This is a genomic window from Aeromonas popoffii (assembly GCF_037818705.1).
Taxonomy (GTDB): Bacteria; Pseudomonadota; Gammaproteobacteria; order Enterobacterales; family Aeromonadaceae; genus Aeromonas; species Aeromonas popoffii.
This window is the reverse complement of the sequence record NZ_CP149129.1, coordinates 3,878,407-3,901,604: the sequence shown is the minus strand read 5'-3', so window position 1 is coordinate 3,901,604 and position 23,198 is coordinate 3,878,407. Positions and strand designations below refer to the sequence as shown.

Annotated in this window: 18 protein-coding genes and 7 tRNA genes; 18 read left to right on the top strand and 7 right to left on the bottom strand. The window is 57.4% G+C overall.

Translation table 11 applies throughout. The features are described from left to right. Window positions 1–192: 192 nt before the first annotated feature. The 12 genes from WJM78_RS17930 (at window position 193) to WJM78_RS17875 (ending at window position 7,938) form a co-directional block, all read left to right on the top strand. A complete protein-coding gene (locus tag WJM78_RS17930) occupies window positions 193–684 on the top strand; it encodes a nicotinamide-nucleotide amidohydrolase family protein (RefSeq protein WP_339010856.1) in 492 nt (163 codons plus the stop codon). 80 nt (window positions 685–764) lie between these two features. After that, a complete protein-coding gene (gene recA, locus WJM78_RS17925) occupies window positions 765–1,826 on the top strand; it encodes a recombinase RecA (RefSeq protein WP_108537505.1) in 1,062 nt (353 codons plus the stop codon). Window positions 1,827–1,861: 35 nt separating this feature from the next. Then, window positions 1,862–2,365 (top strand): regulatory protein RecX, encoded by a 504-nt coding sequence (locus tag WJM78_RS17920; protein ID WP_339010855.1) that lies wholly within the window; start codon window positions 1,862–1,864, stop codon window positions 2,363–2,365. 530 nt (window positions 2,366–2,895) lie between these two features. Next, entirely contained in the window at window positions 2,896–5,520 is a 2,625-nt protein-coding gene (gene alaS / locus WJM78_RS17915) for an alanine--tRNA ligase (RefSeq protein ID WP_339010854.1), read from the top strand. 16 nt (window positions 5,521–5,536) lie between these two features. Beyond that, complete coding sequence (locus WJM78_RS17910; protein WP_339010853.1) at window positions 5,537–6,784, top strand: aspartate kinase; 1,248 nt, start codon at window positions 5,537–5,539, stop codon at window positions 6,782–6,784. Window positions 6,785–6,877: 93 nt separating this feature from the next. After that, a complete protein-coding gene (gene csrA / locus WJM78_RS17905; RefSeq protein WP_026456466.1) occupies window positions 6,878–7,066 on the top strand; it encodes a carbon storage regulator CsrA in 189 nt (62 codons plus the stop codon). Between the two features lie 212 nt (window positions 7,067–7,278). Next, window positions 7,279–7,371, top strand: a tRNA-Ser gene (locus WJM78_RS17900). A 3-nt stretch (window positions 7,372–7,374) separates the two neighbouring features. Continuing rightward, a tRNA-Arg gene (locus tag WJM78_RS17895) sits at window positions 7,375–7,451 on the top strand. 100 nt (window positions 7,452–7,551) lie between these two features. Further along, window positions 7,552–7,628, top strand: a tRNA-Arg gene (locus WJM78_RS17890). 27 nt (window positions 7,629–7,655) lie between these two features. After that, a tRNA-Arg gene (locus WJM78_RS17885) sits at window positions 7,656–7,732 on the top strand. A 26-nt stretch (window positions 7,733–7,758) separates the two neighbouring features. Next, window positions 7,759–7,835 (top strand) — tRNA-Arg (locus WJM78_RS17880). A gap of 26 nt (window positions 7,836–7,861) precedes the next feature. Beyond that, window positions 7,862–7,938: transfer RNA gene (locus WJM78_RS17875), tRNA-Arg, on the top strand. A 312-nt stretch (window positions 7,939–8,250) separates the two neighbouring features. Here the strand turns inward: WJM78_RS17875 and pbpG are convergent. The 6 genes from pbpG to pepA all read right to left on the bottom strand — a co-directional run bounded on the left by pbpG (window position 8,251) and on the right by pepA (window position 16,670). Further along, window positions 8,251–9,078: a D-alanyl-D-alanine endopeptidase gene (gene pbpG, locus WJM78_RS17870; protein ID WP_042035244.1), complete on the bottom strand. Its 828-nt coding sequence runs from the start codon at window positions 9,076–9,078 to the stop codon at window positions 8,251–8,253. A 136-nt stretch (window positions 9,079–9,214) separates the two neighbouring features. Further along, window positions 9,215–9,880 carry a DedA family protein gene (locus tag WJM78_RS17865; RefSeq protein ID WP_042035242.1) on the bottom strand — a complete coding sequence of 222 codons (666 nt, stop codon included), beginning with the start codon at window positions 9,878–9,880 and terminating at the stop codon, window positions 9,215–9,217. A 20-nt stretch (window positions 9,881–9,900) separates the two neighbouring features. Further along, window positions 9,901–11,193, bottom strand: a complete 1,293-nt coding sequence (locus tag WJM78_RS17860) for a hemolysin family protein (RefSeq protein WP_042035240.1) — start codon at window positions 11,191–11,193, stop codon at window positions 9,901–9,903. A gap of 408 nt (window positions 11,194–11,601) precedes the next feature. Continuing rightward, window positions 11,602–14,466, bottom strand: a complete 2,865-nt coding sequence (locus WJM78_RS17855; protein ID WP_275931277.1) for a valine--tRNA ligase — start codon at window positions 14,464–14,466, stop codon at window positions 11,602–11,604. Between the two features lie 66 nt (window positions 14,467–14,532). Further along, window positions 14,533–14,988 (bottom strand): DNA polymerase III subunit chi, encoded by a 456-nt coding sequence (locus WJM78_RS17850; RefSeq protein ID WP_212512742.1) that lies wholly within the window; start codon window positions 14,986–14,988, stop codon window positions 14,533–14,535. Between the two features lie 173 nt (window positions 14,989–15,161). Next, a complete protein-coding gene (pepA, locus tag WJM78_RS17845; protein WP_042035237.1) occupies window positions 15,162–16,670 on the bottom strand; it encodes a leucyl aminopeptidase in 1,509 nt (502 codons plus the stop codon). Between the two features lie 172 nt (window positions 16,671–16,842). Here pepA and lptF point away from each other — a divergent pair, with 172 nt between their 5' ends. After that, entirely contained in the window at window positions 16,843–17,955 is a 1,113-nt protein-coding gene (gene lptF / locus WJM78_RS17840; protein WP_275931278.1) for an LPS export ABC transporter permease LptF, read from the top strand. 255 nt (window positions 17,956–18,210) lie between these two features. After that, entirely contained in the window at window positions 18,211–19,281 is a 1,071-nt protein-coding gene (lptG, locus tag WJM78_RS17835; RefSeq protein WP_042035233.1) for an LPS export ABC transporter permease LptG, read from the top strand. A 67-nt stretch (window positions 19,282–19,348) separates the two neighbouring features. Here the strand turns inward: lptG and WJM78_RS17830 are convergent, their stop codons facing one another. Next, window positions 19,349–19,870 carry an RDD family protein gene (locus tag WJM78_RS17830; protein ID WP_042035231.1) on the bottom strand — a complete coding sequence of 174 codons (522 nt, stop codon included), beginning with the start codon at window positions 19,868–19,870 and terminating at the stop codon, window positions 19,349–19,351. Between the two features lie 143 nt (window positions 19,871–20,013). Here WJM78_RS17830 and WJM78_RS17825 point away from each other — a divergent pair. The 4 genes from WJM78_RS17825 to WJM78_RS17810 all read left to right on the top strand — a co-directional run bounded on the left by WJM78_RS17825 (window position 20,014) and on the right by WJM78_RS17810 (window position 22,701). Continuing rightward, window positions 20,014–20,099, top strand: a tRNA-Leu gene (locus WJM78_RS17825). Window positions 20,100–20,211: 112 nt separating this feature from the next. Continuing rightward, the gene (locus WJM78_RS17820) at window positions 20,212–21,231 is read left to right on the top strand and encodes a site-specific integrase (RefSeq protein WP_339010852.1); all 1,020 of its coding nucleotides are present in this window, start codon (window positions 20,212–20,214) and stop codon (window positions 21,229–21,231) included. A gap of 97 nt (window positions 21,232–21,328) precedes the next feature. Next, a complete protein-coding gene (locus WJM78_RS17815; protein ID WP_339010851.1) occupies window positions 21,329–22,336 on the top strand; it encodes a hypothetical protein in 1,008 nt (335 codons plus the stop codon). 119 nt (window positions 22,337–22,455) lie between these two features. Then, window positions 22,456–22,701, top strand: a complete 246-nt coding sequence (locus WJM78_RS17810; protein ID WP_275919550.1) for a hypothetical protein — start codon at window positions 22,456–22,458, stop codon at window positions 22,699–22,701. The last annotated feature ends 497 nt before the right edge of the window (window positions 22,702–23,198 follow it).

Below are 23,198 nucleotides of genomic sequence, written 5' to 3'. Positions count from 1 at the left end.
TGGCTGCCATGGCGCTGCCCGCATAGCCCAAGCCCCGCAGGCAAGCCTTGGCAGGCTGCGCCTGCACGAAGCGGCCCCAGCACCACACATCAGTGCCGCGACGGGGGCGGTCGGGTTCTGCCCTGCGGCGGTTGCGGGCGACAGGATCGGGATCGCATAATGTACCCTTTGAGCGAACCAGAAGGAGCCGGGATGAAACTGGATGCAGAGATAGAGCACCTCGCCACCGAGCTGGGCCTGGCCCTGAGCCAGCGTGGCTGGCTGGCGGCCACCGCCGAATCCTGTACCGGTGGCGGGGTGGCCACGGCCATCACGGATATTGCAGGCAGCTCCGGTTGGTTCGATCGCGGTTTTGTGACCTATACCAACGAGGCCAAGCAGCAGATGCTGGGGGTAAGCGAGCAGAGTCTGCGGGAACAGGGCGCAGTGAGCGAGGCCGTGGTGCTGGAGATGGCTCGCGGCGCGCTGGCGAACTCGTTGGCCTCCATCAGCGTCGCCATCAGTGGTATCGCGGGTCCCGGTGGTGCCACAGAGGACAAACCGGTCGGCACAGTCTGGTTCGCCTGGGTGGATCGCGGTGGTCGTCATCACTCCCTGCTGGCCCGTTTTGACGGGAACCGGCGACAGGTACGCCAGCAGGCAGTGAGACAGGCCTTGTCGGGTCTGTTGGCCCTGCTCAGATAAATTGGGCTTGATACTGTATGAATAGACAGTATACTTAGCCCAACTTCACTTCTTACTCACGATTTCCAGCGGAGATTGGCATGGATCAGAACAAACAGAAGGCACTGGCGGCTGCGCTGGGTCAGATTGAAAAGCAGTTCGGCAAAGGTTCCATCATGCGTCTGGGCGACAGCAAGACCATGGATATCGAAGCCATCTCTACCGGTTCCCTCTCTTTGGACGTGGCGCTTGGCATCGGCGGCTTGCCGTGTGGTCGTATCGTCGAGATCTACGGCCCGGAATCTTCCGGTAAAACCACCCTCACCCTGCAGGTGATTGCGGAAGCCCAGAAAAAAGGCAAGGTTTGTGCCTTTATCGATGCGGAACACGCCCTCGACCCCATCTATGCGGCCAAGCTGGGCGTCAACGTTGACGACCTGCTGATCTCCCAGCCGGATACCGGTGAACAAGCGCTGGAAATCTGCGACATGCTGGTTCGCTCCAACGCCGTTGACGTCATCATCGTCGACTCGGTGGCGGCCCTGACGCCGAAAGCGGAAATCGAAGGGGAGATGGGCGACTCCCACGTCGGCCTGCAGGCTCGTCTGATGTCCCAGGCGCTGCGCAAGCTGACCGCCAACATCAAAAACGCCAACTGCCTCTGTATCTTCATCAACCAGATCCGGATGAAGATCGGCGTCATGTTCGGCAGCCCGGAAACCACGACTGGTGGTAACGCGCTCAAGTTCTACGCCTCCGTGCGTCTGGATATCCGTCGCATCGGCGCTATCAAGGAAGGTGACGAAGTGGTCGGTAACGAGACCCGCGTCAAGGTGGTCAAGAACAAGGTTGCCCCGCCCTTCAAGCAGGCTGAATTCCAGATCTTCTACGGTGTTGGTATCTCCAAAGAGGGCGAACTGGTGGATCTGGGCGTCAAGCACAAGCTGATCGATAAGGCCGGCGCCTGGTACAGCTACAACGGCGAGAAGATCGGTCAGGGCAAGGCCAACGTGATGAAGCTCTTCTCCGAGAACAAGGCGATGGCGGCCGAGGTAGAAGCCAGACTGCGTGAACTGCTGCTCTCCGGTGATGCGCCGGCCGAGAAGCCGGTGGTGGCGGAGGCTGACGAGCTCGAAGCCGAAAGCGAACAAGAGTTCGAATAACAGGAAGGCCGGGCTAACCCCCGGCCTTGTCATTTATGGCTGATATATCTACTCCCAGCGAGCCCCCTGAACTCTCCTTCGAAGAGCTGTTTGCCGCAGCCAAAGCCTTCGCCATGCGCAGTCTGGCCCGCCGCGAGAGCGCCGAGTCGGAGCTGGCCAACCGGCTGCGCAAGCAGGATTTCAATGACGAGGTGATCAGTGCTGTGCTCGACTATTGTCGCGGCTACCACTGGGTCGATGACGAGCGTTATGGCGCCATGGCAGTACGAGCCGGTGCGACCAAGGGGCAGGGGCCTATCAAGATCCGCTTCGATTTGCGCCGCAAGGGGCTGAGTGATGCGCAGATAGAGGCCGCCTTCGAGCAACCCGAGCTGGACTGGTTCGAGCTGGCACTCGCGTTGTTGCAACGACGGGCCAGGGTCAGTGATCTGAGGGATTTCAAACTGCGGATGAAGTGGATCAAGTATCTGCTAGGGCGCGGATTCAACCAGGATCAGGCCCGTTATGCCATCGCAGCCATGATGGAGCAGAGTGCCTAGCGTGGCGTTTGCCACTGACGGTTGAATGGGTCGTGAGGAAAGTGACTTGAAGAAAGTGACTTGAAGAGGGTGTCTGGGCGGCTCGTTGTCATGGCTATCGCGGCTGGCTTCACCACGCTGGCTGTCGAGAGGTTTGCCATCGCGGCCCGGAGCGTCTCTTGAAACGACTCAGGGTATGTCCTTTCTTCCACTGTGCTTGCATTGACCGGGCTCCTTGCCAGGCACCTGGCCCGCGCAGGCCATGAGTGCCAAGACTGCGCAGCATAGCGTCACCCGCTTGCGATTCAGCCATGGCTGGCCGAATGGCCGACCTGACGCCGAGGGGTTGACCCTTCGGAGCCGAGCCTGAAAATTCTCCCGCTGCTGACCCCATCTCACCGGTAAAAACGGCAGGGTTGCCTCCCTGGTCTGCCAACACAGCGTGATGCGCGCTTTTTCACCCGTCACGGGCTGGTACGTTTTACTTTACCCCGCAGAAAACTTACATTAATGCGGTTAAAAGTCCGTATTCGAATCAAGCAGGATTTTCCATGTATATGTCCACGTCAGAGTTACGCTCAGCGTTTCTCGAGTATTTCCGCTCCCAGGGGCACCAGGTTGTCTCCTCCAGCTCGCTGGTGCCGCATAACGACCCGACCCTGTTGTTCACCAACGCAGGTATGAACCAGTTCAAGGATGTATTCCTTGGCGCCGACAAGCGTGCCTATAACCGCGCCACCACGGCCCAGCGTTGCGTGCGGGCTGGCGGTAAGCACAATGACCTGGAAAACGTCGGCTATACCGCTCGTCACCACACCTTCTTCGAGATGTTGGGCAACTTCAGTTTCGGTGATTACTTCAAGCAGGACGCCATCCGGTTTGCCTGGGAATTCCTGACCGGGACCCTCAAGCTGCCCAAAGAGCGCCTGCTGGTAACCGTGTATGAAACGGATGATGAAGCCTTCGACATCTGGGCAAACGAAATGGGTGTGCCGGTCGAGCGCATAGTGCGCATCGGTGACAACAAGGGTGCTCCGTTTGCTTCCGATAACTTCTGGCAGATGGGTGATACGGGTCCGTGCGGCCCCTGCACCGAGATCTTCTATGACCACGGTGATCACCTCTGGGGTGGCCCTCCCGGTTCACCGGAAGAAGATGGCGACCGTTTCATCGAGATCTGGAACGTGGTCTTCATGCAGTTCAACCGTCAGGCCGACGGTACCATGGCACCGCTGCCCCGTCCGTCCGTGGATACCGGCATGGGGCTGGAGCGTATCTCCGCCATCATGCAGGGAGTGCACTCCAACTATGAAATCGACATCTTCCAGGCACTGATCAAGAAAGCGGCCGAGATAGTCGGAACCACGGATTTGAACAACCAGTCCCTGCGCGTCATCGCCGATCACATTCGTTCCTGCGCCTTCCTGGTGGCGGACGGTGTCATGCCATCCAATGAAGGCCGTGGTTATGTGCTGCGTCGCATCATCCGCCGCGCCGTGCGTCACGGGCGCAAGCTGGGTGCCACCGACGTCTTCTTCTACAAGCTGGCCGCCGAACTGGCCGTGCAGATGAAAGACGTGGCGGCCGAGCTGATCGCCCAGCTGCCGCTGGTCGAGCGCGTGCTGCGCATCGAGGAAGAGCAGTTCGTCCGCACCCTGGATCGCGGCCTGTTGCTGCTGGAAGACGTGCTGACCAACCTGGGCGATGCCAAGATTATCCCGGGCGAGGTGGTGTTCAAGCTGTATGACACCTATGGCTTCCCGGCTGACTTGACCGCCGATGTGGTGCGCGAGCGCGAGATCGGTATCGACGAAGAGGGCTTCAATGCCGAGATGGAGAAGCAGCGCGCCCGCGCGAAAGAGGCCTCCAGCTTCGGTGTGAACTACAACGAGGTGCTCAAGCTCGACTTCGAGACCCCGTTTACCGGTTACAAACAGCTGAGTCAGAAGACGACCGTCGTTGGCATCTACAAGGATGGCGTCGAAGTGAACGGCCTCATCTCAGGTGAAGAAGCCGTGGTAGTGCTGGCCGAAACCCCCTTCTACGCCGAGTCCGGCGGTCAGGTGGGTGACTGCGGTATCCTCAAGGTGGATGACGGCATCTTCGCCGTAACTGATACCCAGAAAGCGGGCAAGGCCGTCATTCATAAGGGGTATCTGGAGCTGGGCACCCTGGAGAAGGGGGCCGAGGTCGAAGCCGTGGTCGATGGCGAGCGCCGTCAGGCCGTGGCCCTGAATCACTCGGTGACTCACCTGCTGCACGCAGCCCTGCGTCAGGCGCTGGGGGATCACGTGACTCAGAAGGGGTCTCTGGTGGGCGCCGAGCGCATGCGCTTTGACTTCTCCCACTTCGAAGGACTGACCATGGCGACCATTCGCCGGGTCGAAGAGCTGGTCAACGCCCAGATCCGTGCCAACCATGACGTCAACACCCAGGTGATGGATCTGGAAACGGCCAAGTCGGCCGGTGCCATGGCGTTGTTTGGTGAAAAATATGAAGACGACGTGCGCGTGGTGCGCATGGGCGACTACTCCACCGAGCTGTGCGGCGGTACTCACGCCAAGCGTACCGGTGACATCGGCTTCTTCAAGATCATCGCCGAGAGCGGCATTGCCGCTGGCGTGCGTCGTATCGAAGCCGTGACCGGCAAGGGTGCCATCGATTTCATGCACCAGATGGGCGAGCAGATCGAAGAGGCAGCGGCGCTGGTGAAGGGGGATCAGTTCTCCATCGCCGATAAAGTGCGCCAGATGCTGGACAAGTCCAAGATGATGGAGCGCGAGCTGGAGCAGCTCAAGGCCAAGCTGGCGGCTCAAGCTGGCAGCGACCTGCTCAGTCAGGTGATCGAGATCAATGGCCGGAAGGTGCTGATTGCAGCGCTGGAAGGGGCCGATCCCAAGTCACTGCGTGGCATGCTGGACGAGCTGAAGAATCAGATGAAATCCGGTGTCGTGCTGTTGGCAACCAGCAGCGATGACAAGGTCAACCTGATCGCCGGCGTGACCAGTGATTTGACCGGCAAGGTCAAGGCTGGTGAGTTGGTCAATCTGGTGGCCCAGCAGGTGGGCGGCAAGGGCGGTGGTCGGCCCGACATGGCGCAGGCGGGCGGTACCCAGCCGGAAGCTGTGCCTGCGGCACTGCAATCTGTTCACTCCTGGCTGGAAGAGCGCCTGTAATCGGGCGAGGTGATCTGTGGCACTCTATGTACAGAAGTACGGCGGCACCTCGGTCGGCACGCTGGAGCGGATCGAGGCGGTGGCTGAGCGGGTTCAACTGACCCGCGCCCAGGGACACGACGTGGTGGTGGTTGTCTCCGCCATGTCGGGCGAAACCAACCGGTTGCTGGGCATGGCTCAGCAGCTGGATCCGGATGCCAACCGGCGCGAGATGGATGTGCTGGTTTCCACCGGTGAGCAGGTCACCATAGCGCTGTTGGCGATCGCGTTGAACAAACGCGGTTGTTCCGCGGTCTCAATGACCGGCGATCAGGTCCGTATTCATACCGACTCCGCCTATGGCAAGGCGCGCATCAGCCACATCGATACCGAGCAGGTTCAGGCTGAGCTGGGCGCGGGCAAGGTGGTGGTGATCGCCGGATTCCAGGGCCGTGATACGCATAACGCCATCACGACGCTGGGACGCGGTGGTTCGGATACCACAGCAGTAGCGGTAGCGGCAGCCATCAAGGCCGATGAATGCCAGATCTTTACCGATGTGGACGGGGTCTATACCACGGATCCGCGCATCGAACCCAAGGCCCGTCGTCTCTCCACCATCACCTTTGAGGAGATGCTGGAGATGGCGAGCCTGGGGGCCAAAGTGCTGCAGATCCGTTCGGTGGAGTTCGCGGGTAAATACCGCGTGCCACTACGGGTACTGTCGAGCTTTGTCGATGGAGAGGGAACTTTAATCACATATGGAGGTGAGAGGATGGAAGCTCCCCTGGTATCCGGGATTGCGTTCAATCGCAACGAGGCCAGCCTGACCATTCTGGGGGTGCCGGACCGGCCAACGGTGGCGGCGCAGATCCTGAATCCGATCAGCGATGCCAACATTGATGTCGACATGATAGTGCAGAACACCCTGGGGGATGGCACCGCCGATTTCACCTTCACGGTCAATCGCGATGACTATCGCCGGGCCCGCGCCTTGCTGGAGGAGACTGCCAGCGAGCTGGGCGCCGCCTGCGTGCAGGGCAACGGTGAGATAGCCAAGGTGTCTATCGTCGGCGTCGGCATGTGGAATCATCCTGGCGTCGCCCGCACCATGTTCAAGGTATTGGGCGAGGAGGGGATCAACATGCAGTTGATTTCCACCTCTGAAATCAAAATATCCGTGGTGATTGACGAGAAGTACCTGGAGCTGGCGGTGCGCGCGTTGCACGATGCTTTCGGGCTGGATAATGAGCCTCATGAGCAGCCCTTGGGGAACAATCCCTGATTGATTTAGTTTCAACCATTTACCATATCGGTATCTTTGTAAGATAATGTCGTATATCGATATAAATACAAAACAGGCTACAGGAGCAAGCGAATGCTTATTTTGACTCGTCGTGTAGGGGAAACCCTGATGATTGGTGATGAAGTGACTGTCACCGTACTGGGCGTTAAAGGCAATCAGGTTCGTATCGGTGTGAACGCACCGAAAGAGGTCTCCGTGCACCGCGAAGAGATCTACCAGCGGATACAGGCCGAGAAAGTTCCGGGCCAACCGAATTTCTAAGCCGCATCGATAGCTGCTTGAAGGCGACACCTCTGTGTCGCCTTTTGTTTTTCCGTGCCCCGGGAATTGGCTTTCAAGGTACTAAACTGCGGCATAAGTACTGATATTGTTTGAATATTCCACGCTTTGACCAAATGCTGAGCTAACGCACTTTTTTCTCCAAAAAAGTGTTTGACTAAAAATCCCTGTGAAGTATTATCAGCCCCGCAAACGGAGAGGTGGCCGAGAGGCTGAAGGCGCTCCCCTGCTAAGGGAGTATGCGGCTTATACCCGCATCGGGGGTTCGAATCCCCCCTTCTCCGCCATTTGCGCCCGTAGCTCAGCTGGATAGAGTACCTGGCTACGAACCAGGTGGTCGGAGGTTCGAATCCTCCCGGGCGCACCATATTACGACTCAAGCAAGAGTCATGTGTTGACCATCAGCAAGTCGACACTTTGGAAAAGGCTTACTGATAAGTAAGCTTTTTTTATCGTTTAAAATCAGGGCGCCCGTAGCTCAGCTGGATAGAGTACCTGGCTACGAACCAGGTGGTCGGAGGTTCGAATCCTCCCGGGCGCACCATTTTGAGCAGTACACAAAAGTTTGTGAGCGCCCGTAGCTCAGCTGGATAGAGTACCTGGCTACGAACCAGGTGGTCGGAGGTTCGAATCCTCCCGGGCGCACCATTTTGAGCAGTACCAAAAGTTTGTGAGCGCCCGTAGCTCAGCTGGATAGAGTACCTGGCTACGAACCAGGTGGTCGGAGGTTCGAATCCTCCCGGGCGCACCATTTTGAGCAGTACCAAAAGTTGATGAGCGCCCGTAGCTCAGCTGGATAGAGTACCTGGCTACGAACCAGGTGGTCGGAGGTTCGAATCCTCCCGGGCGCACCATACAGACAGCCTCGACTCAGGTCGGGGCTGTTTTTTTATGGGCCGGATCCGGCGACTGAAGGTCGACACGCCGCACCAGGGTACCATCAGGCATTGCCTCCTTTGTTCCTCTCTCACTATCCCGCTGAATTCCTTGCCCTATCGCACCATGCGGCGTTCTTTTGCCTGGTAGCAACCCAAGTCGGCCATCGTACCCGGTCTCATCCTGAGGCACACTGACGGCGCACCGTAAGGTGTGCGGAGACGACGTGCGGATCTGCGGACAATAAAAAAGGATGCCGCAGCATCCTTTTCCAATTCAGGGTTGGCAACTCAGCTTTTCAGCCACTTGCGAATGCGGTTGGCATCGCCGATAGGGGTGCGTTTGCCCACCGAGTTGAGCAACACGATGGCCAGCTCCTGGCGGTCGGGTTTGGCGCGCATCACCAGGCAGCGGCCCGCCTCGTCGGTGAAACCTGTCTTGGAGAGGCGAACATCCCAGTCCGGGTTTTTCACCAGCGGGTTGGTGTTGTTGAACATCAGGCTGTAGGCGGGGGTGCTGAAACGCATCTCCTTGTCGGTGTCCTGGGTGAATTCACGGATCAGCGGCTGGCGATAGGCGGCAGAGATGAGCTTGGCCAGATCCTGGGCGGTGGAAACGTTGCGCGTCGACAGGCCGGTGGAGTCGTAGAAACGGCTGTTGCGCATGCCAAGTTGCTTGGCCTTGTTGTTCATGGCGCGGATGAAGGCGGGGCGTCCACCGGGATAGTGGCGTGCCAGGGCCGAGGCCATCCGGTTCTCGGAGGACATCAGTGCCAGGTGCAGCGCATCGCGGCGGCTGACCTTGCTGCCAAAGCGGACCCGGGAATAGGTGTGCTTGATGGCATCCCTGTCATTCTGATCTATGGTCAGGGTCTGGTTGAGATCCTGACGGGCATCCAGTACCACCAGCGCCGTCATCAGCTTGGTGAGTGAGGCGATCGGCCGTACCTGGGTGGCATTCTTCTGATACAGGGTCTTGCCCGTATTGACGTCCATCACCAGTGCGCTGCTCGATTGCAACTGCAGTTTGGCCGGGTTGGGGGCAGCCAATGCTGCTGGCAAGCCCAGCAGTCCAACCAATGCATATACCAGCGCCATTGCGCTAACCCGACACCGCATACTACCGACTCCGTTCACGTCGAAAAAAAGGCGGTAGATTCACTCATTTTTACCCCTGCTTTACAAGGGTATCAGGGGGAATTCGCCATTATTTCGATAAAAAAAGGCCATCTTGCGATGGCCTTTTTCATTTGTCTCAATCCCGTGGGGTGACGGTTTTACTTTTGCTCAGCCAGCGCCAGATGAGGGCGACAATACCACCGACCAGCAACACCAGCGGCAGGTAAAGAATGATGCTGAGGAACTGTGACTCGTACTTGGCCGCGAGCTTGGTGTGGCTCAGGTAGTAACCCAGGCTCACCAGCGGAGTGATCCACATGATGGAGCTGACCAGATTGACGACGAGAAAGCGCCCCTGCGGGATCTCGGTCGCCCCGACAATGTAGGGGTAGACAGTGCGCACGAAGGCGATGTAGCGGGCCGTGATCAGGGTCAGGATGCCGTATTTGTTGAGCAGGTAGAACACCTTCTCCTTGTGCTTGTCGTCCATGTGGGACATCAGGCGATGGTACATGCGGGTATGGCCCAGAAAGCGTCCCTGCATATAGCCGAACCAGGTACCGACGAAGGTGGCCAGGATCAGCAGTGGCACTATACCAAGGGGGAGTACGTCCTGATAGATGAGTACACCCGTCAGAATGAGCAGGCTATCGCCGGGCAGGAAGGCGGTGGGGATGAACCCGTTCTCCAGCACAAGAAAAGTTAGCAACACGCCGCAGACCATGAAGGCCATCTTGGGATCGGACAGCGTCGCCAGATCCTGATGCATAAAGGCGTGAGCCAGTTGGTAAAACTGCTCCATACTCACAAGCTCCGCGTAAATTAGCTGGGTTGATCGATCAAGGGCATGGCGAGCACCTTGTCGATGCGCAGACCATCCATGTCGACAATTTCCAGTTGCCACTGCTCCAGAGCCACCAAATCTCCGGTCTGAGGAACACGGCCAAGGAGCAGCATGATAAGCCCTCCAAGGGTGTGATAGTGATGTTTTTCTTCTTCAGGTAGTCGAACCAGTCCCAGACAGTCCTTCAACTCCGGCAGCGGAATGAGGCCATCGAGCAGCCAGCTGCCATCAGTGCGCTGGAAGGCCCAGTTGTCATCGCTGTTATCCTGCTGGAAGTCACCCGCCAGCGTCTCCAGCAGATCCTGCTGGGTGACCAGCCCCTGCAGTTCACCGTATTCGTCCACCACCAGCACCATGTGCTCGGAGTGGGCGCGGAAGTGATTGAGCAGCTCCAGGCCATTGAGGGTCTCCGGCAACAGGCTGCCATCCTGGGTCAGGGCCGCCAGATCGATGGGTTCCCCCTTGATGTAGGCGTGCAGTACCTTGTTGACGTTGAGTATGCCCACCAGATCCGAGAGGCTGCCATCGCAAACCGGAAAGAAGCTATGGCGATACTCCACCAGCCGTTGCAGGTTCACCTCCAGCGGCAGGGCGAGATCCAGATAGCGGATGTCGCTGCGTGGCACCATCAGGGAGGAGAGGCTGCGCTCGTCGAGACGAAACACGTTGCGCAGCATGGTGTGCTCATGATCTTCGATGATCCCGGCTTCGGAGCCCTCCACCAGCATGGCGTGGATCTCCTCCTGGGTCACGTTCGCTCCGCCCTCCTGGCTGACGCGCAGGATGCGCAGGCTGGCCTTGGTGGAAGCGGACAACAGCCAGACGAAGGGGCGGGTGATGGCCGCCAGCCACAGCATGGGGCGGGCCACCAGACAGGCGATGCGCTCGGCGTTGAGCTGGCCGAGGCGCTTGGGCACCAGTTCACCGACGATGATGGAGAGGTAGGTGATCACCACTATGACCAGCACGGTGGCGAGCAGGCTGCTGCTCTTGGCGGCCATGCCCCACTCTTGTAGCCAGAAGGCCAGCGGTTGGGCTAGCAGTGATTCGCCGTAGATACCGTTGAGCAGGCCGATACTGGTGATGCCAATTTGGACGGCGGAGAGGAAATGGGTCGGATCTTCGCTCAGCTTGAGGGCAATGGCGGCTGAGTCGCTGCCTTCGCTCGCCATCTTGCTGAGGCGAGCCTTGCGTGCGGTAACGATGGCGATTTCCGACATGGCAAATACGCCATTAAGCAAAATCAATCCAAACAGGATCAATATTTCCATACTGCAACAGCACTCCGAGTAGAAAAGATCGCTGGCAGTGTAATGAATTTGGGGGCGATGTGCTTGTGAAAGCAGGTGATTTGGCTCGCTAATTTTGTACAAAGGGGCGAAGAAAGGCCGTGAGAAGGGATTTATGGCAACAAAAAGCCCCCTGCGGGAGGGGAATGCCAGTCAGTTAACCATTTTTGTGACTGAATATCCGAAATATTGAATAACAGGAACTGTGCCATGGTTAACGCGTCAATGTGGCTGACACCTTTGCCCTGACTGGCATCCAATAAAAAGAGGGAGGCATGATGCCTCCCTCACTCTTTTGCCCTTATCCCTCGCGGGCTGAGCCTCACATGCCCTTAACCGGCTTGTATTACCCTGTGCTGCAGGGGGGCTTTTTCATGCAGCTCAGCTGCCTTACAGAGCGGCGATTTCGGCCTGCTGGGTCTCGAGGGTCACCAGCTGGGCGCGGTACTCTTCCAGCTTCTCGCGCTCCTTGGCGATGACGGCTTCCGGCGCCTTGGCCACGAAGGCCTCGTTGCCGAGCTTGCCTTCGATGCGGGCGCACTCGCCGACCAGCTTGGTCACTTCTTTGGCCAGACGGGCCAGTTCGGCGTCCTTGTCGATGAGACCGGCCATCGGGATCATCAGCTCGGTGGCACCGATCAGCTTCTTCACTGACAGGGGCGCCACTTCACCGTCCGCCAGTACGCGGATGGATTCCAGACGGGCCAGCGACTTGAGGAAAGCCTCGTTGTCACCGGCGCGTTGGCTATCCTTGGCATCGCACTTGAGCAGCACGTTCAAGGCAACGCTCGGCGCCACATTCATCTCGGCGCGGATGTTGCGGATACTGACGATAAACTCCTTCACCCACTCCTGATCCGCCATGGCGGTGTCGTCTACCTTGGCGGCATCGAACTGTGGGAAGGCTTGCAGCATGATGGTGTCTGCGTGCACGCCAGTCAGCGGTGCCACCGATTTCCAGATGGTCTCGGTGATGAACGGGATGATCGGGTGCGCCAGACGCAGCAGGGTTTCCAGCACAGTCACCAAGGTGTGACGGGTGGCACGCTGCTCAGCCTCGGACCCCTTGCCCAGCACCGGCTTGGTCAGCTCCAGATACCAGTCACAGAACTGGTTCCAGATAAATTCGTACAAGACGCCTGCCGCGATATCGAAGCGGTAGGTGTCGAGCGCGGTGCGGAAGTCACGGATGGCCACTTGCAGCTGGGACTGGATCCAGCGATCCGCCAGGCTGAACTGCATCTCGCCGCCATTGCCTTGCGAAGAGAAACCGCAATCCTGATCTTCGGTGTTCATCAGCACATAGCGGGAGGCGTTCCACAGCTTGTTGCAGAAGTTGTTGTAGCCGTCCAGGCGCTTCATGTCCCAGTTGATGTCACGACCGGTAGAGGCGAGCGCCGCCAGGGTGAAGCGCAGGGCGTCGGTACCGTGCGCGTCGATCCCTTCCGGGAACTGCTTGGCGGTACGCTTGCCGATCTTCTCGGCCATCTGCGGCTGCATCATGTTGCCGGTACGCTTCTCCAGCAGATCTTCCAGTGAGATGCCGTCGATCATGTCGAGCGGATCCAGCACGTTGCCCTTGGACTTGGACATCTTCTGGCCCTCTTCATCACGGATAAGGCCGGTGATATAGACGGTCTTGAACGGGACTTGCGGCTGGCCGTTTTCGTCCTTGATGAAGTGCATGGTCATCATGATCATCCGGGCTATCCAGAAGAAGATGATGTCGAAGCCGCTCATCAGCACGTCGGTCGGGTGGAAGGTCTTGAGTGCTTCGGTGTTGTTCGGCCAGCCCAGGGTGGAGAAGGTCCACAGGGCGGAGCTGAACCAGGTGTCGAGCACGTCTTCGTCCTGACGCAGCACGGTCACGGACGGGATGCTGTGCTTGGCACGCACTTCCGCCTCGTCACGGCCCACGTAAACATTGCCGGCGTCGTCATACCATGCCGGGATGCGGTGACCCCACCACAGCTGACGGGAGACGCACCAGTCCTGAATGTCACGCATCCAGGAGAAGTACATGTTTTCGTACTGCTTGGGCACGAACTGGATGCGGCCATCTTCCACCGCTTCGATGGCGGTCTTGGCCATGGGTGCCACGCGCACGTACCACTGGTCGGTCAGCATCGGCTCGATGGGCACACCGCCGCGATCGCCGTAGGGTTGTTGCAGTACGTGATCCTTGATTTCGGCCAGCAGGCCCAGCTCATCCAGCTTGGCCACGATGGCTTTGCGGGCGGCGAAGCGCTCCATACCGGCGAACTCGCCCGGCAGGGCGGCGTCGTAGGCGGTGCTCGGGTTGCCGTTGGTATCGACCACTTCGGCCTCGGCACGCACGTGGGCGTCCAAGGTAAAGATGTTGATCATCGGCAGGCTGTGGCGCTTGCCCACTTCGTTATCGTTGAAGTCGTGGGCCGGGGTGATCTTCACGCAACCGGTGCCCTTCTCCATGTCGGCGTGTTCGTCGGCGACGATGGGGATCAGACGGTTCACCAGCGGCAGCAGGATGTGCTGGCCGATCAGCGCCTTGTAGCGCGGGTCTTCCGGGTTCACTGCCACGGCGGTATCGCCCAGCATGGTCTCCGGACGGGTGGTGGCGACGATCAGGTGATCCTGACCTTCGGCTGTCTTGGCGCCGTTGGCCAGCGGATAGCGAAGGTGCCACATATGGCCCTTGATCTCGCGGTTTTCCACTTCCAGATCGGAGATGGCGGTGTTGAGTTTCGGATCCCAGTTCACCAGACGCTTGCCGCGGTACATCAAGCCATCTTCGTAGAGACGGACAAACACTTCCTGCACGGCGCTCGAGAGACCCTCATCCATGGTGAAGCGCTCGCGCTCCCAATCTACCGAGTCGCCCAGACGGCGCATCTGGCGGGTGATGGTGCCACCGGACTCTTCCTTCCACTGCCAGATCTTGTCGATGAAGGCATCACGGCCGTAATCGTGGCGAGTCTTGCCCTCTTCTGCAGCGATCTTGCGCTCAACCACCATCTGGGTGGCGATACCGGCGTGGTCGGTGCCTGATTGCCACAGGGTGTTCTTGCCCTGCATGCGGTTGTAGCGGATCAAGGTGTCCATCAGGGTCTGCTGGAAGGCATGGCCCATGTGCAGGCTGCCGGTGACGTTCGGCGGCGGGATCATGATGCAGAAGGAGTCTTTGCTGGTGTCGCCGTGGGGCTTGAAGTAACCCTGGGTTTCCCAGTGCTGATAGAGCGCCTGTTCGATGGCGTTGTGATTAAAAGTCTTTTCCATGGTCTCGCCGTAATCTGGATGGATGGAGTCTGGTGTTGATTCTTTTTTTGGATCAATAGGTTGCAGTCAGGGCTGCGCTGGATCCGGTGCGGCAAGGACGGGCTGATCCCTCATTTCGAGGGTATGGCCTGCCTGGCGATAGTGCTTGTAGCGCTCGCGGGCTTGCTGCTTTTGAGTTTCATCAGTGGGGACAAAATCTACCACTTGAGCGAAGTGTCCTGCAAACAAAGGTGTCGCACTGGCCAGATTGATGAGGCGAGCATAGCGCCGCTTCGGCGGTTGATGACCGATCTCCACCGGTGCCTGACCGCTCTCACCCTGCAACTGATGGGGCACGAAGCGCTCCGGTGGCAGTTGCCACAACAGCTCGTCCAGGCGCAGGGCCTGAGCCTCATCGTCGCACAGCAGGTAGAGATGGCCCGCGCTCCAGCCATCGGCCACGAGTTGACAGGCGAGCCGCTCGACGGCGGTGGCCTGCGCGTCATCCGGCTCGCTCATCAGGTAAAAGGTCACTTGGCTCATCAGGTTGATCCCGTTTGCGGTGACGGACTATTGACCGCCGAAGAGGCTGACAGGGAGTTTTCCCGCCTGCCACTCACTGATTCAAGAATGAAACAAGGAAGAGGCGGGCCTCTTCCTTGTGGTACTGGGCAACTCCCGCGCTTCCGATGCAGCCATCGGAAGGAGCAGGGGAGTTACTCCTTCTCTTCGATATCCACGCCAGCCCTGTTCAGCAGGAACTGGGTCAGCAGGGGCACCGGACGACCGGTGGAGCCTTTATCCTTGCCACTCTTCCAGGCGGTCCCGGCGATATCCAGGTGGGCCCAGTTGTACTTCTTGGTGAAGCGTGACAGGAAGGCGGCAGCGGTAATGGTGCCAGCGGGCCGACCGCCTATGTTGGCCATGTCGGCAAACGGGCTCTCCAGCTGTTCCTGATACTCGTCGAACAGCGGCAGGCGCCAGGCGCGATCGCCAGCTTGCTCGGAGGCGTTGAGCAGCTCGTGAGCCAGCGGGTTGTGGTTGGCCAGCAGACCCGTGGTGTGGTGGCCCAGCGCTATGATGCAGGCACCGGTCAGGGTCGCCACGTCGATGACGGTCTCGGGATCGTAACGATCCACATAGGTGAGCGCATCGCACAGCACCAGACGACCTTCCGCATCGGTGTTCAGCACTTCAATGGTCTGGCCGGACATGGAGGTGAGGATGTCACCCGGGCGATAGGCGTTGCCACCTGGCATGTTCTCGCAACCGGCCAGCACGCCGATGACGTTGATGGGCAGCTGTAACTGAGCCAGGGCGTGCATGGTGCCGAGCACGGAGGCGGCGCCACCCATGTCGTACTTCATCTCGTCCATGCCTTCGGCTGGCTTGATGGAGATGCCGCCGGAATCGAAAGTCAGACCCTTGCCGACCAGCACGATGGGCTTGGCATCGGCATTGCCCTTGTATTCGATGATGGCCATCATGGCCTCATTGTCGGAGCCACGGGCCACTGCCAGATAGGAGTTCATGCCGAGCTCGGCCATCTCCTGCTCACCGATCACTTTGGTGGTGATGTTGTCGAAGGCATCGGCAAGACGACGAGCCTGGGAAGCCAGATAGGCCGGATTGCAGATGTTGGGCGGCATGTTGGCCACGTCACGACAGACCCGCACCCCTTTCGCCACCGCCAGACCGTGGGAGATGGCTTTTTCACCTATGGTCAGTTCCCGACGCGTCGGGACGTTGAACACCAGCTTGCGCAGCGGACGGCGCGGCTCGGCCTTGTTGGTCTTGAACTGATCGAAGCTGTAGAGGCCCGCCTTGGTGGTTTCCACCGCCTGGCGCACCTTCCAATAGGTATCCCGACCCTTGACGTGCAGTTCTGTCAGGAAGCAGACCGCTTCCATGGAACCCGTCTCGTTCAGGGTGGTGATGGTCTTGTTGATGATCTGCTTGTACTGGCGTTCGTCGAGTTCCCGCTCCTTGCCACAACCGACCAGCAATACGCGCTCGCTGAGCACGCCTGGTACTTGATGCAGCAACAGCATCTGGCCTGGTTTCCCTTCCAAGTCGCCACGGCGCAACAGCGAACTGATGTAGCCATCGCTGATCTTGTCCAGTTGTTCGGCAACCGGAGAGAGACGACGCGGCTCGAACACGCCGACCACGACGCAGGCACTGCGTTGCTTCTCAGGACTGCCACTCTTTACACTGAACTCCATGGAATCTCCTACATCCTAAAGACAAAAGGCACCTTTTATTGAATAATGCGGTGCTTGTTGGGGTATCAGAGGCGGAGCGAACAGCCATAGGCTCCGCAGTTCAAACTGGTAAAAATCCAATATACGGCCCTATTTTTCAGGCATTCAACTAAAAACACAAGTTTACTTGGGAATGACTGTGATCGTTTTCCGATATTTGTTCAGGGAAACCCTGAAAACCCAGCTGGCAGTGTTGTTCGTGCTGCTGCTTATCTTTGTCAGTCAACAATTTATCCAGATCATCGGTGATGCCGCCGATGGCGAGGTGCCAACACGCCTGGTCTCTACCCTGTTGCTGCTCAACTTGCCCAATATGGCGCTGTTGATGCTGCCTATCAGCCTGTTTTTAGCCATCTTGTTTGCTCACGGTCGCCTGTATGCCGAAAGTGAGATGACTGTGATGCATGCGGTGGGGTTAAGCCACCGCTTTGTGATGCACAGCGCCATGCTGCTGGCGTTGCTGACCGCGGCCATCGCCGCTTTCAATACCGGCTGGATCGCCCCTCAGGCCAAGGAGCGCGAGTATCAGGTAATCGACGAATTCAAGGCCGATCCGGGTATCTCCTTCCTGCAGGCGGGCCGTTTCATGGAGCTCGACAAGGGGCGGCTCGTTGTCTACATCCAGGAGCTGAACGACAAGGGCTCCCGGCTGCAGAAGATCTTCGTGCTGCAGCGCTCTCAGGAGGGCAAACCGCCCTCTGTGGTGGTGGCGACGGAAGGGGTGGTGACGGTCGATGAGAACGGCCTGCAGTGGCTGACCCTGAAGGACGGATCCCGCTACGAGGGCCACTTCAGCAGCAAGCAGTTCCAGATCTCCGAATTTGATGAGTTCAGCCTGGTGATCCGCCAGCAGGAGATGGAGCGCTCCAGCCGCAAGGCGGCTGCCAAGCCGACTCTGGATCTGTTGGGTACGCAGGACAACGGCATGATGGCCGAGTTGCAGTGGCGCCTGTCGTTGCCGCTCTCCATCCTGGTGCTCACCTTCCTGGTGGTGCCGCTGGCCAGGGTCAACCCCCGTCAGGGGCGCTATGCCAAGCTGCTGCCTGCCATCTTGCTCTATCTTTCCTACTTCCTGTTGCTCAGTGCGGCGCGCTCGGCCATCGACAGCGGACGCCTGCCTCATTGGCCGGGCATGTTCCTGGTGCCGCTGGCCTATCTGCTGTTGATCGGTCTGCCGCTCAACCTGCAGGGCACCAGCTGGTGGAACGGGATCAAAACTCTCTATTTCAAAAGAAAATCAGCATGATGCTGCCACTTAGGAGCCTCTGTTGATGGTTGGCATTCTCGACAGGCATATCAAAATGGGTCAGCGCGGTATCGCTCCTGTTTTATGCACAGTATTTCAAGGCAAATCAGCATGATGCTGCCACTTAGGAGCCTCTGTTGATGGTTGGCATTCTCGACAGGCATATCAAAATGGGTCCGCGCGGTACCGCTCCTGTTTTATGCACAGTATTTCAAGGCGAATCAGTATGATGCTGCAACTTAGGAATCTCGGCTGATGTTTGGCATTCTCGACAGATATATCGGCAGGGTCATTTTCATGGCAATCCTGTTGTGTCAACTGACCCTGGTCGGGCTGGCTGCGCTCATCAAATATGTTGAGCAGCTCAGAGCCGTGGGGGAAGGCAACTACGACATGATTAATGCGCTCTATTTCGTCATGCTCTCCATGCCCAAGGAGGCGGTTCAGTTCTTCCCGCTGGCCGCCCTGCTGGGTGGGCTCATCGGGCTGGGCCAGTTGGCGAGCAGCTCGGAGCTGGTTGTGATGCAGGCGGTGGGGCGTTCCAAGATCAGTATCGTGATGGCGGCGCTCAAGACTGCCATCCCCTTGATGATACTGGTGGGCTTGATGGGTGAGTATGTGGCGCCCATCGCCAAGCGGATGGCGGATGATATCAAGGCGGGCGCCCTGTCTGAGGGGCGACTGACGGTCTCTGCCTACGGGGTGTGGGCCCGCGATGGCAATAACTTTGTCAACATCAACGGGGTGCGCAACGATGGCGCCCTCACCGGCATTACCCTCTATCGCTTCACGCCCGAGCGCAGGCTGATCGATATCCTCCAGGCGCAGGAAGGGGTGTTTGAACAGCACCACTGGCTGCTCAAGCAGGTCATGGTCACCCGCTTTGACGATCCCAAGCAGATCCAGAGCGAGACGCAGGCCCAGATGGAGTGGACTTCAGAACTCACCCCCAAGCAGCTGGGGGTAGTGAGTATCAATCCTGAAAATCTGCCGGTGGCCGGGTTGCTCGACTACATCGGCTATCTGGATGCCAACAAGCAGGATTCCGGGCGTTACAAGCTGGAGATGTGGCGCAAGCTGCTGTCGCCGCTCTCCGTCGTGGCCATGATACTGCTGGCCTCCTCCTTCATCTTCGGCCCGCTGCGTTCGGTGAGCATGGGGGCGCGGATGCTGATGGGCATCATGACCGGCTTTGCCGTCTACGTGAGCGATCGGGTGTTCGGCCCCGTCAGTCTTGTGTATGCGGTGCCGCCTATCCTGGCCGCCATCGCGCCCAGTCTGCTGTTTGGCGGTATCTCTTTCTATATCCTCAGTCGCAAGCAGTAATACGCTGTGCGGTAATGCAAAGAGGGCACCTGTTGGTGCCCTCTTTCGTTGCAGCGTTGACCTGCAATTACTTGTTCAGCATCTCCAGATTTTCCTGTTTGCCGAGCACTACCACTTCGCATTCGGACCAGATGTCCTGAAATGCGCGCGGTGCCTTGCGGTTGAACAGGCACAGCAGGTTGCCGAGGCCGAATGCTGCCGTCGCCAGCCGGATCAGGGCCTGGGTGATGCGGATGTTGCTGCCATCCGCATTCTGGATGCGCAGGCGCCAGGCGCGCATGCCGACGGTCTGACCGGCACGGGTCCAGAACCAGGTGTAAAAACCACAGATGATGAAGGCGAGCCAGGCACTGTAAATCGGGCTGGTCAGCAGCCAGGAGGCATCTTTGCCTTCCGGCAGGGTGGCCGCGCCGGTTGCCAGCAGCAGGTGTGCCACCCCCATCCCGATGAAGCCGGCGATGATCAGCAAGGAGATGACTACCAGATAGTCATAGAGCAGGGCGCCGAGTCGGCGCAACAGGCCCGCCGAAGGGTAGTGGGGGACTGTGTGGGAGGTGGATGCGGGTTGGACTGGTTTACGCTTGGCCATCGTTCTTATTCCATTAATATGATGCGGGCATTCTATGTAACTGACCCTGCATCGGCAAGGCGTTGAATAAATGAGCAAACGAGCGTGTTCAATAGAAAAACCCCTTGCATGGCATCGCACCATTCGTATAATCCCTCGCAGTTGCCCGGGTGGCGAAATCGGTAGACGCAGCGGATTCAAAATCCGCCGATGAATAATCGTGTCGGTTCGAGTCCGACCCCGGGCACCATTATTTTCCCTGTTTGGTCAACAGGTTACAGCGCTCAAGAGCGCTCCTGCTCAAAGTTTCTGCGGTTGATAACACTCATTCATGTGCAAATATGTGCAAGAGGTTTCAACCAATGGCAAGCATCCAAGTTCTGACTCGAAAAACCGGCAAGTCCTATCGCGTTCAGTTCATGCGTAACGGCAACCGCGTATCCAAAGTTTTTACCCGCAAAAAAGACGCAGAGCAGTTCCTAGCTCAGATCACTGTATCTGACGAGTTGGCAGATGCCTTAACCAACGTCACCCTCACCAGTACCACCATTCAACAAGCTATCCATGAGTACCTTGAACAGCACAAGGGACGAGACAAGTCTGTGCCCCAGCGTCTGAGCTGGTGGGCTGAGCATATCGGCGACAAGACGTTGAACAAGGTCCACCGCCAGCGGATCAAGAACGCCATCTCGATTCTGGAGGCGGAAGGGAAAGCACCTGCGACTCTTAATCGGTACAAAGCGGCGTTGTCGGCGGTTTTTGCCTACATGTGCGATCGCTATGACCTCAAAGTGAACCCTTGCCTGGAAGTGAAACAGAAGCGGGAAGACAATGCTCGCACACGCTTTTTGTCGACAGATGAACTTGCTCGATTGATGAAGGCCACCAAGTCGAGCAAGTGGGAGCGACTTCATATGTTGGTTCATATGGCGTTGACCACAGGAGCACGGAGGGGCGAGCTGATAGGCCTCAAATGGTCAGATATCAACTTCAACACGCGAACAGCTCATTTGGCGGTGACCAAGAATGGTAGTCAGAGGGTTCTGTCTCTGACGGCTGATCTGCTTACTGAGCTCTCAAAGTTTCGCGAGATTGGTGCCAGCTTTGTTTTCCCTCACCCCTCTGGCCTAAATCGACCATTTACCGAGTTTGACTACCACTGGCAGGCAGCGAAGAAAGCTGCGTTGCTCTCTGATTTCCATTTTCATGACCTTCGGCATACCTGTGCAAGCTTGTTGGCGATGAATGGTGCCAGCATTCTGGAGATCGCAGAGGTGTTAGGCCATAAGTCGATCACCATGACTCAAAGATATTCCCATCTGTGCAATGCCCACACGGCCAAGCTCACAGAGCGGGTATTTGGGAATCTGATGGGTGGTTAATCAAGTCGGCCTTGCCGCCTAGATATTTTGAATATGTTAGCCTTAGCCCCCCGTATCTATTGATGCGGGGGGCTTTTGTTTGTCTGGGGTACAGTAGATGAGTGATCAATATATAAGCAGTGATTTTCTGGAGGGTTTGGTTGTATGGCAAAAATCACCAGATGATGAACCCATCATCGTTAATGAGGAGGAGGGCATACCATACTTCTCCCCAAATGGCTGCCCGAGGCTGGCCATTACAAAAGATGGTCAATTATTAGACTCTGTATCAATCGATATCACAGCAAAAAAAGTAACATCCGATGATGAGGTCGAGAGCCAAAATGACCAATGTCATATTGGGAGCTGGGAAAATAAAACTCCTCGTCTGATGGTCACCCGGAAGGCGATTAAGAGGGCGATGGGGTATAGCGCAAAGCTAAGGAAAATCGGGTGGACTGATGAACGCCTCAAGTTGGAATTGAGCTGCCTTGCGCAAAGTGTAACTGACCCTAGTGCTGCGGATCAGTTGGTGGCTGCTATCTGTACGAGAAATAGAATTTCTCCCCAGCAAGATGACATCCCATTGTTAGCTGTGGAGGCCTATGAGCATTACCAAGGTTTCGGTCCGAGAAAGGGCTTTAAAGTACCGCTAAAAAAGATAAATGAGGGGGAGCTTGCAGATACAGTAATGAGATTAGCCCTCTACATTGCGCTGATCAATCCGTGTCTGGGAAGGCCTTGGGGAAAGCAGTACACCCGGCAGGGTCATCGTTCCAGTGAGCGCCCTAAGACTGCTCTGGAAATGACGTTGGAGTCCTTGGAGGACAGGCTCACAGACTTGTTTTGCCAACAGGAATGTAATGACCTTTATGATGAATGGTATCGAGATGAGATCTCGAGTTTAGAGATTTCAATCGCGTCAATTCGGCGTGATATCCAGATTGAAGCAATTAATCGAATGGCACAGCCAGATGCAGTAAAGGCCGCGAAGATTAAGTTAATGGCCTTAGGAATAGAATGTGAGACAAAAACGATGGCTCAGGAATGGACTCAATTTATTGCCAAAGCCTGGGGGGTAACCCCCTCAAACGTCGTCAGTGCTGCTAAGCAAATAGACGAATAAAAGTCAAGAACAGAAGTTCGCTGACTTCTGTTCTAAAATAAAACCTATCACATCGCGTTAAATACTCCCCGACCAAACCGCAGAACATTAAGAGCAATAGGAAAGGGAGTATAAGCAGTATGCAAGACCTCAACCTCATCGCAATCAGTCAAGATCTAAACAACTGGCTGCCTGTGACCGAAATCCCCAAGCGCTACCCCCAATTTAACTATCCCACACTGAAGGCCATGTTTTGGAAGCGAGCAGAGAAGCCCGGCTTAGAACGTTGCTGCCGAATTGTCGGCAAGCGGATGTTTGTGAATACCAAACTCTTCAGCTTGTGGATGGCTGGTGGACTGCCTGAACAACACCCGACGGATGATTAAACCGCAGGGAACCCATCTGTTATCGGATATAGGCAAACATGGTGTGCAAACCCATGGGGAAAACATGAAAAAAAGCCCTTACCTGCGACAGTAAGGGCATTTCGGATTACTCACTGACTCTGACAGTTTGGCGACCAAGGAGCCAGTGAGTGCGAGGTAATTTTAACATGAAAGTTCACTTATTAATCCATAAAGGCCATCAAGGCTTGCTGGCCGAGATCCATGCTCTTTCTTCTGACTCGGAGGGCAAGCGATGATCTATTTTGCATGGGCCGCTGATAGCCAGACTGAAACCTTCTATGGACCACCCAATCCCAGAACCGGCAAACGCTCCCGTGTCGGAGTATTGAGTGCCTTCACCAGCCGAAAAGCGAGATCCGTTTTTATAGAGCAAAGCCAACGGGCCGTGGCTGTTGTAACTCGCCCCTATGCTCGCCAAATGAAGGCAGGCTTAGACGAGCGGGCATTCAATGAGCTGGTAGCCGCTCTGGTTGGGG

What these genes read in the sequence shown, in the direction of transcription:
- WJM78_RS17930 (WP_339010856.1), top strand. Translation starts at nt 193, where the DNA reads ATGAAACTGGATGCAGAGATAGAGCACCTCGCCACCGAGCTGGGCCTG.
- recA (WP_108537505.1), top strand. Translation starts at nt 765, where the DNA reads ATGGATCAGAACAAACAGAAGGCACTGGCGGCTGCGCTGGGTCAGATT.
- WJM78_RS17920 (WP_339010855.1), top strand. Translation starts at nt 1,862, where the DNA reads ATGGCTGATATATCTACTCCCAGCGAGCCCCCTGAACTCTCCTTCGAA.
- alaS (WP_339010854.1), top strand. Translation starts at nt 2,896, where the DNA reads ATGTATATGTCCACGTCAGAGTTACGCTCAGCGTTTCTCGAGTATTTC.
- csrA (WP_026456466.1), top strand. Translation starts at nt 6,878, where the DNA reads ATGCTTATTTTGACTCGTCGTGTAGGGGAAACCCTGATGATTGGTGAT.
- pbpG (WP_042035244.1), bottom strand. Translation starts at nt 9,078, where the DNA reads ATGCGGTGTCGGGTTAGCGCAATGGCGCTGGTATATGCATTGGTTGGA.
- WJM78_RS17865 (WP_042035242.1), bottom strand. Translation starts at nt 9,880, where the DNA reads ATGGAGCAGTTTTACCAACTGGCTCACGCCTTTATGCATCAGGATCTG.
- WJM78_RS17860 (WP_042035240.1), bottom strand. Translation starts at nt 11,193, where the DNA reads ATGGAAATATTGATCCTGTTTGGATTGATTTTGCTTAATGGCGTATTT.
- WJM78_RS17855 (WP_275931277.1), bottom strand. Translation starts at nt 14,466, where the DNA reads ATGGAAAAGACTTTTAATCACAACGCCATCGAACAGGCGCTCTATCAG.
- WJM78_RS17850 (WP_212512742.1), bottom strand. Translation starts at nt 14,988, where the DNA reads ATGAGCCAAGTGACCTTTTACCTGATGAGCGAGCCGGATGACGCGCAG.
- pepA (WP_042035237.1), bottom strand. Translation starts at nt 16,670, where the DNA reads ATGGAGTTCAGTGTAAAGAGTGGCAGTCCTGAGAAGCAACGCAGTGCC.
- lptF (WP_275931278.1), top strand. Translation starts at nt 16,843, where the DNA reads ATGACTGTGATCGTTTTCCGATATTTGTTCAGGGAAACCCTGAAAACC.
- lptG (WP_042035233.1), top strand. Translation starts at nt 18,211, where the DNA reads ATGTTTGGCATTCTCGACAGATATATCGGCAGGGTCATTTTCATGGCA.
- WJM78_RS17830 (WP_042035231.1), bottom strand. Translation starts at nt 19,870, where the DNA reads ATGGCCAAGCGTAAACCAGTCCAACCCGCATCCACCTCCCACACAGTC.
- WJM78_RS17820 (WP_339010852.1), top strand. Translation starts at nt 20,212, where the DNA reads ATGGCAAGCATCCAAGTTCTGACTCGAAAAACCGGCAAGTCCTATCGC.
- WJM78_RS17815 (WP_339010851.1), top strand. Translation starts at nt 21,329, where the DNA reads ATGAGTGATCAATATATAAGCAGTGATTTTCTGGAGGGTTTGGTTGTA.
- WJM78_RS17810 (WP_275919550.1), top strand. Translation starts at nt 22,456, where the DNA reads ATGCAAGACCTCAACCTCATCGCAATCAGTCAAGATCTAAACAACTGG.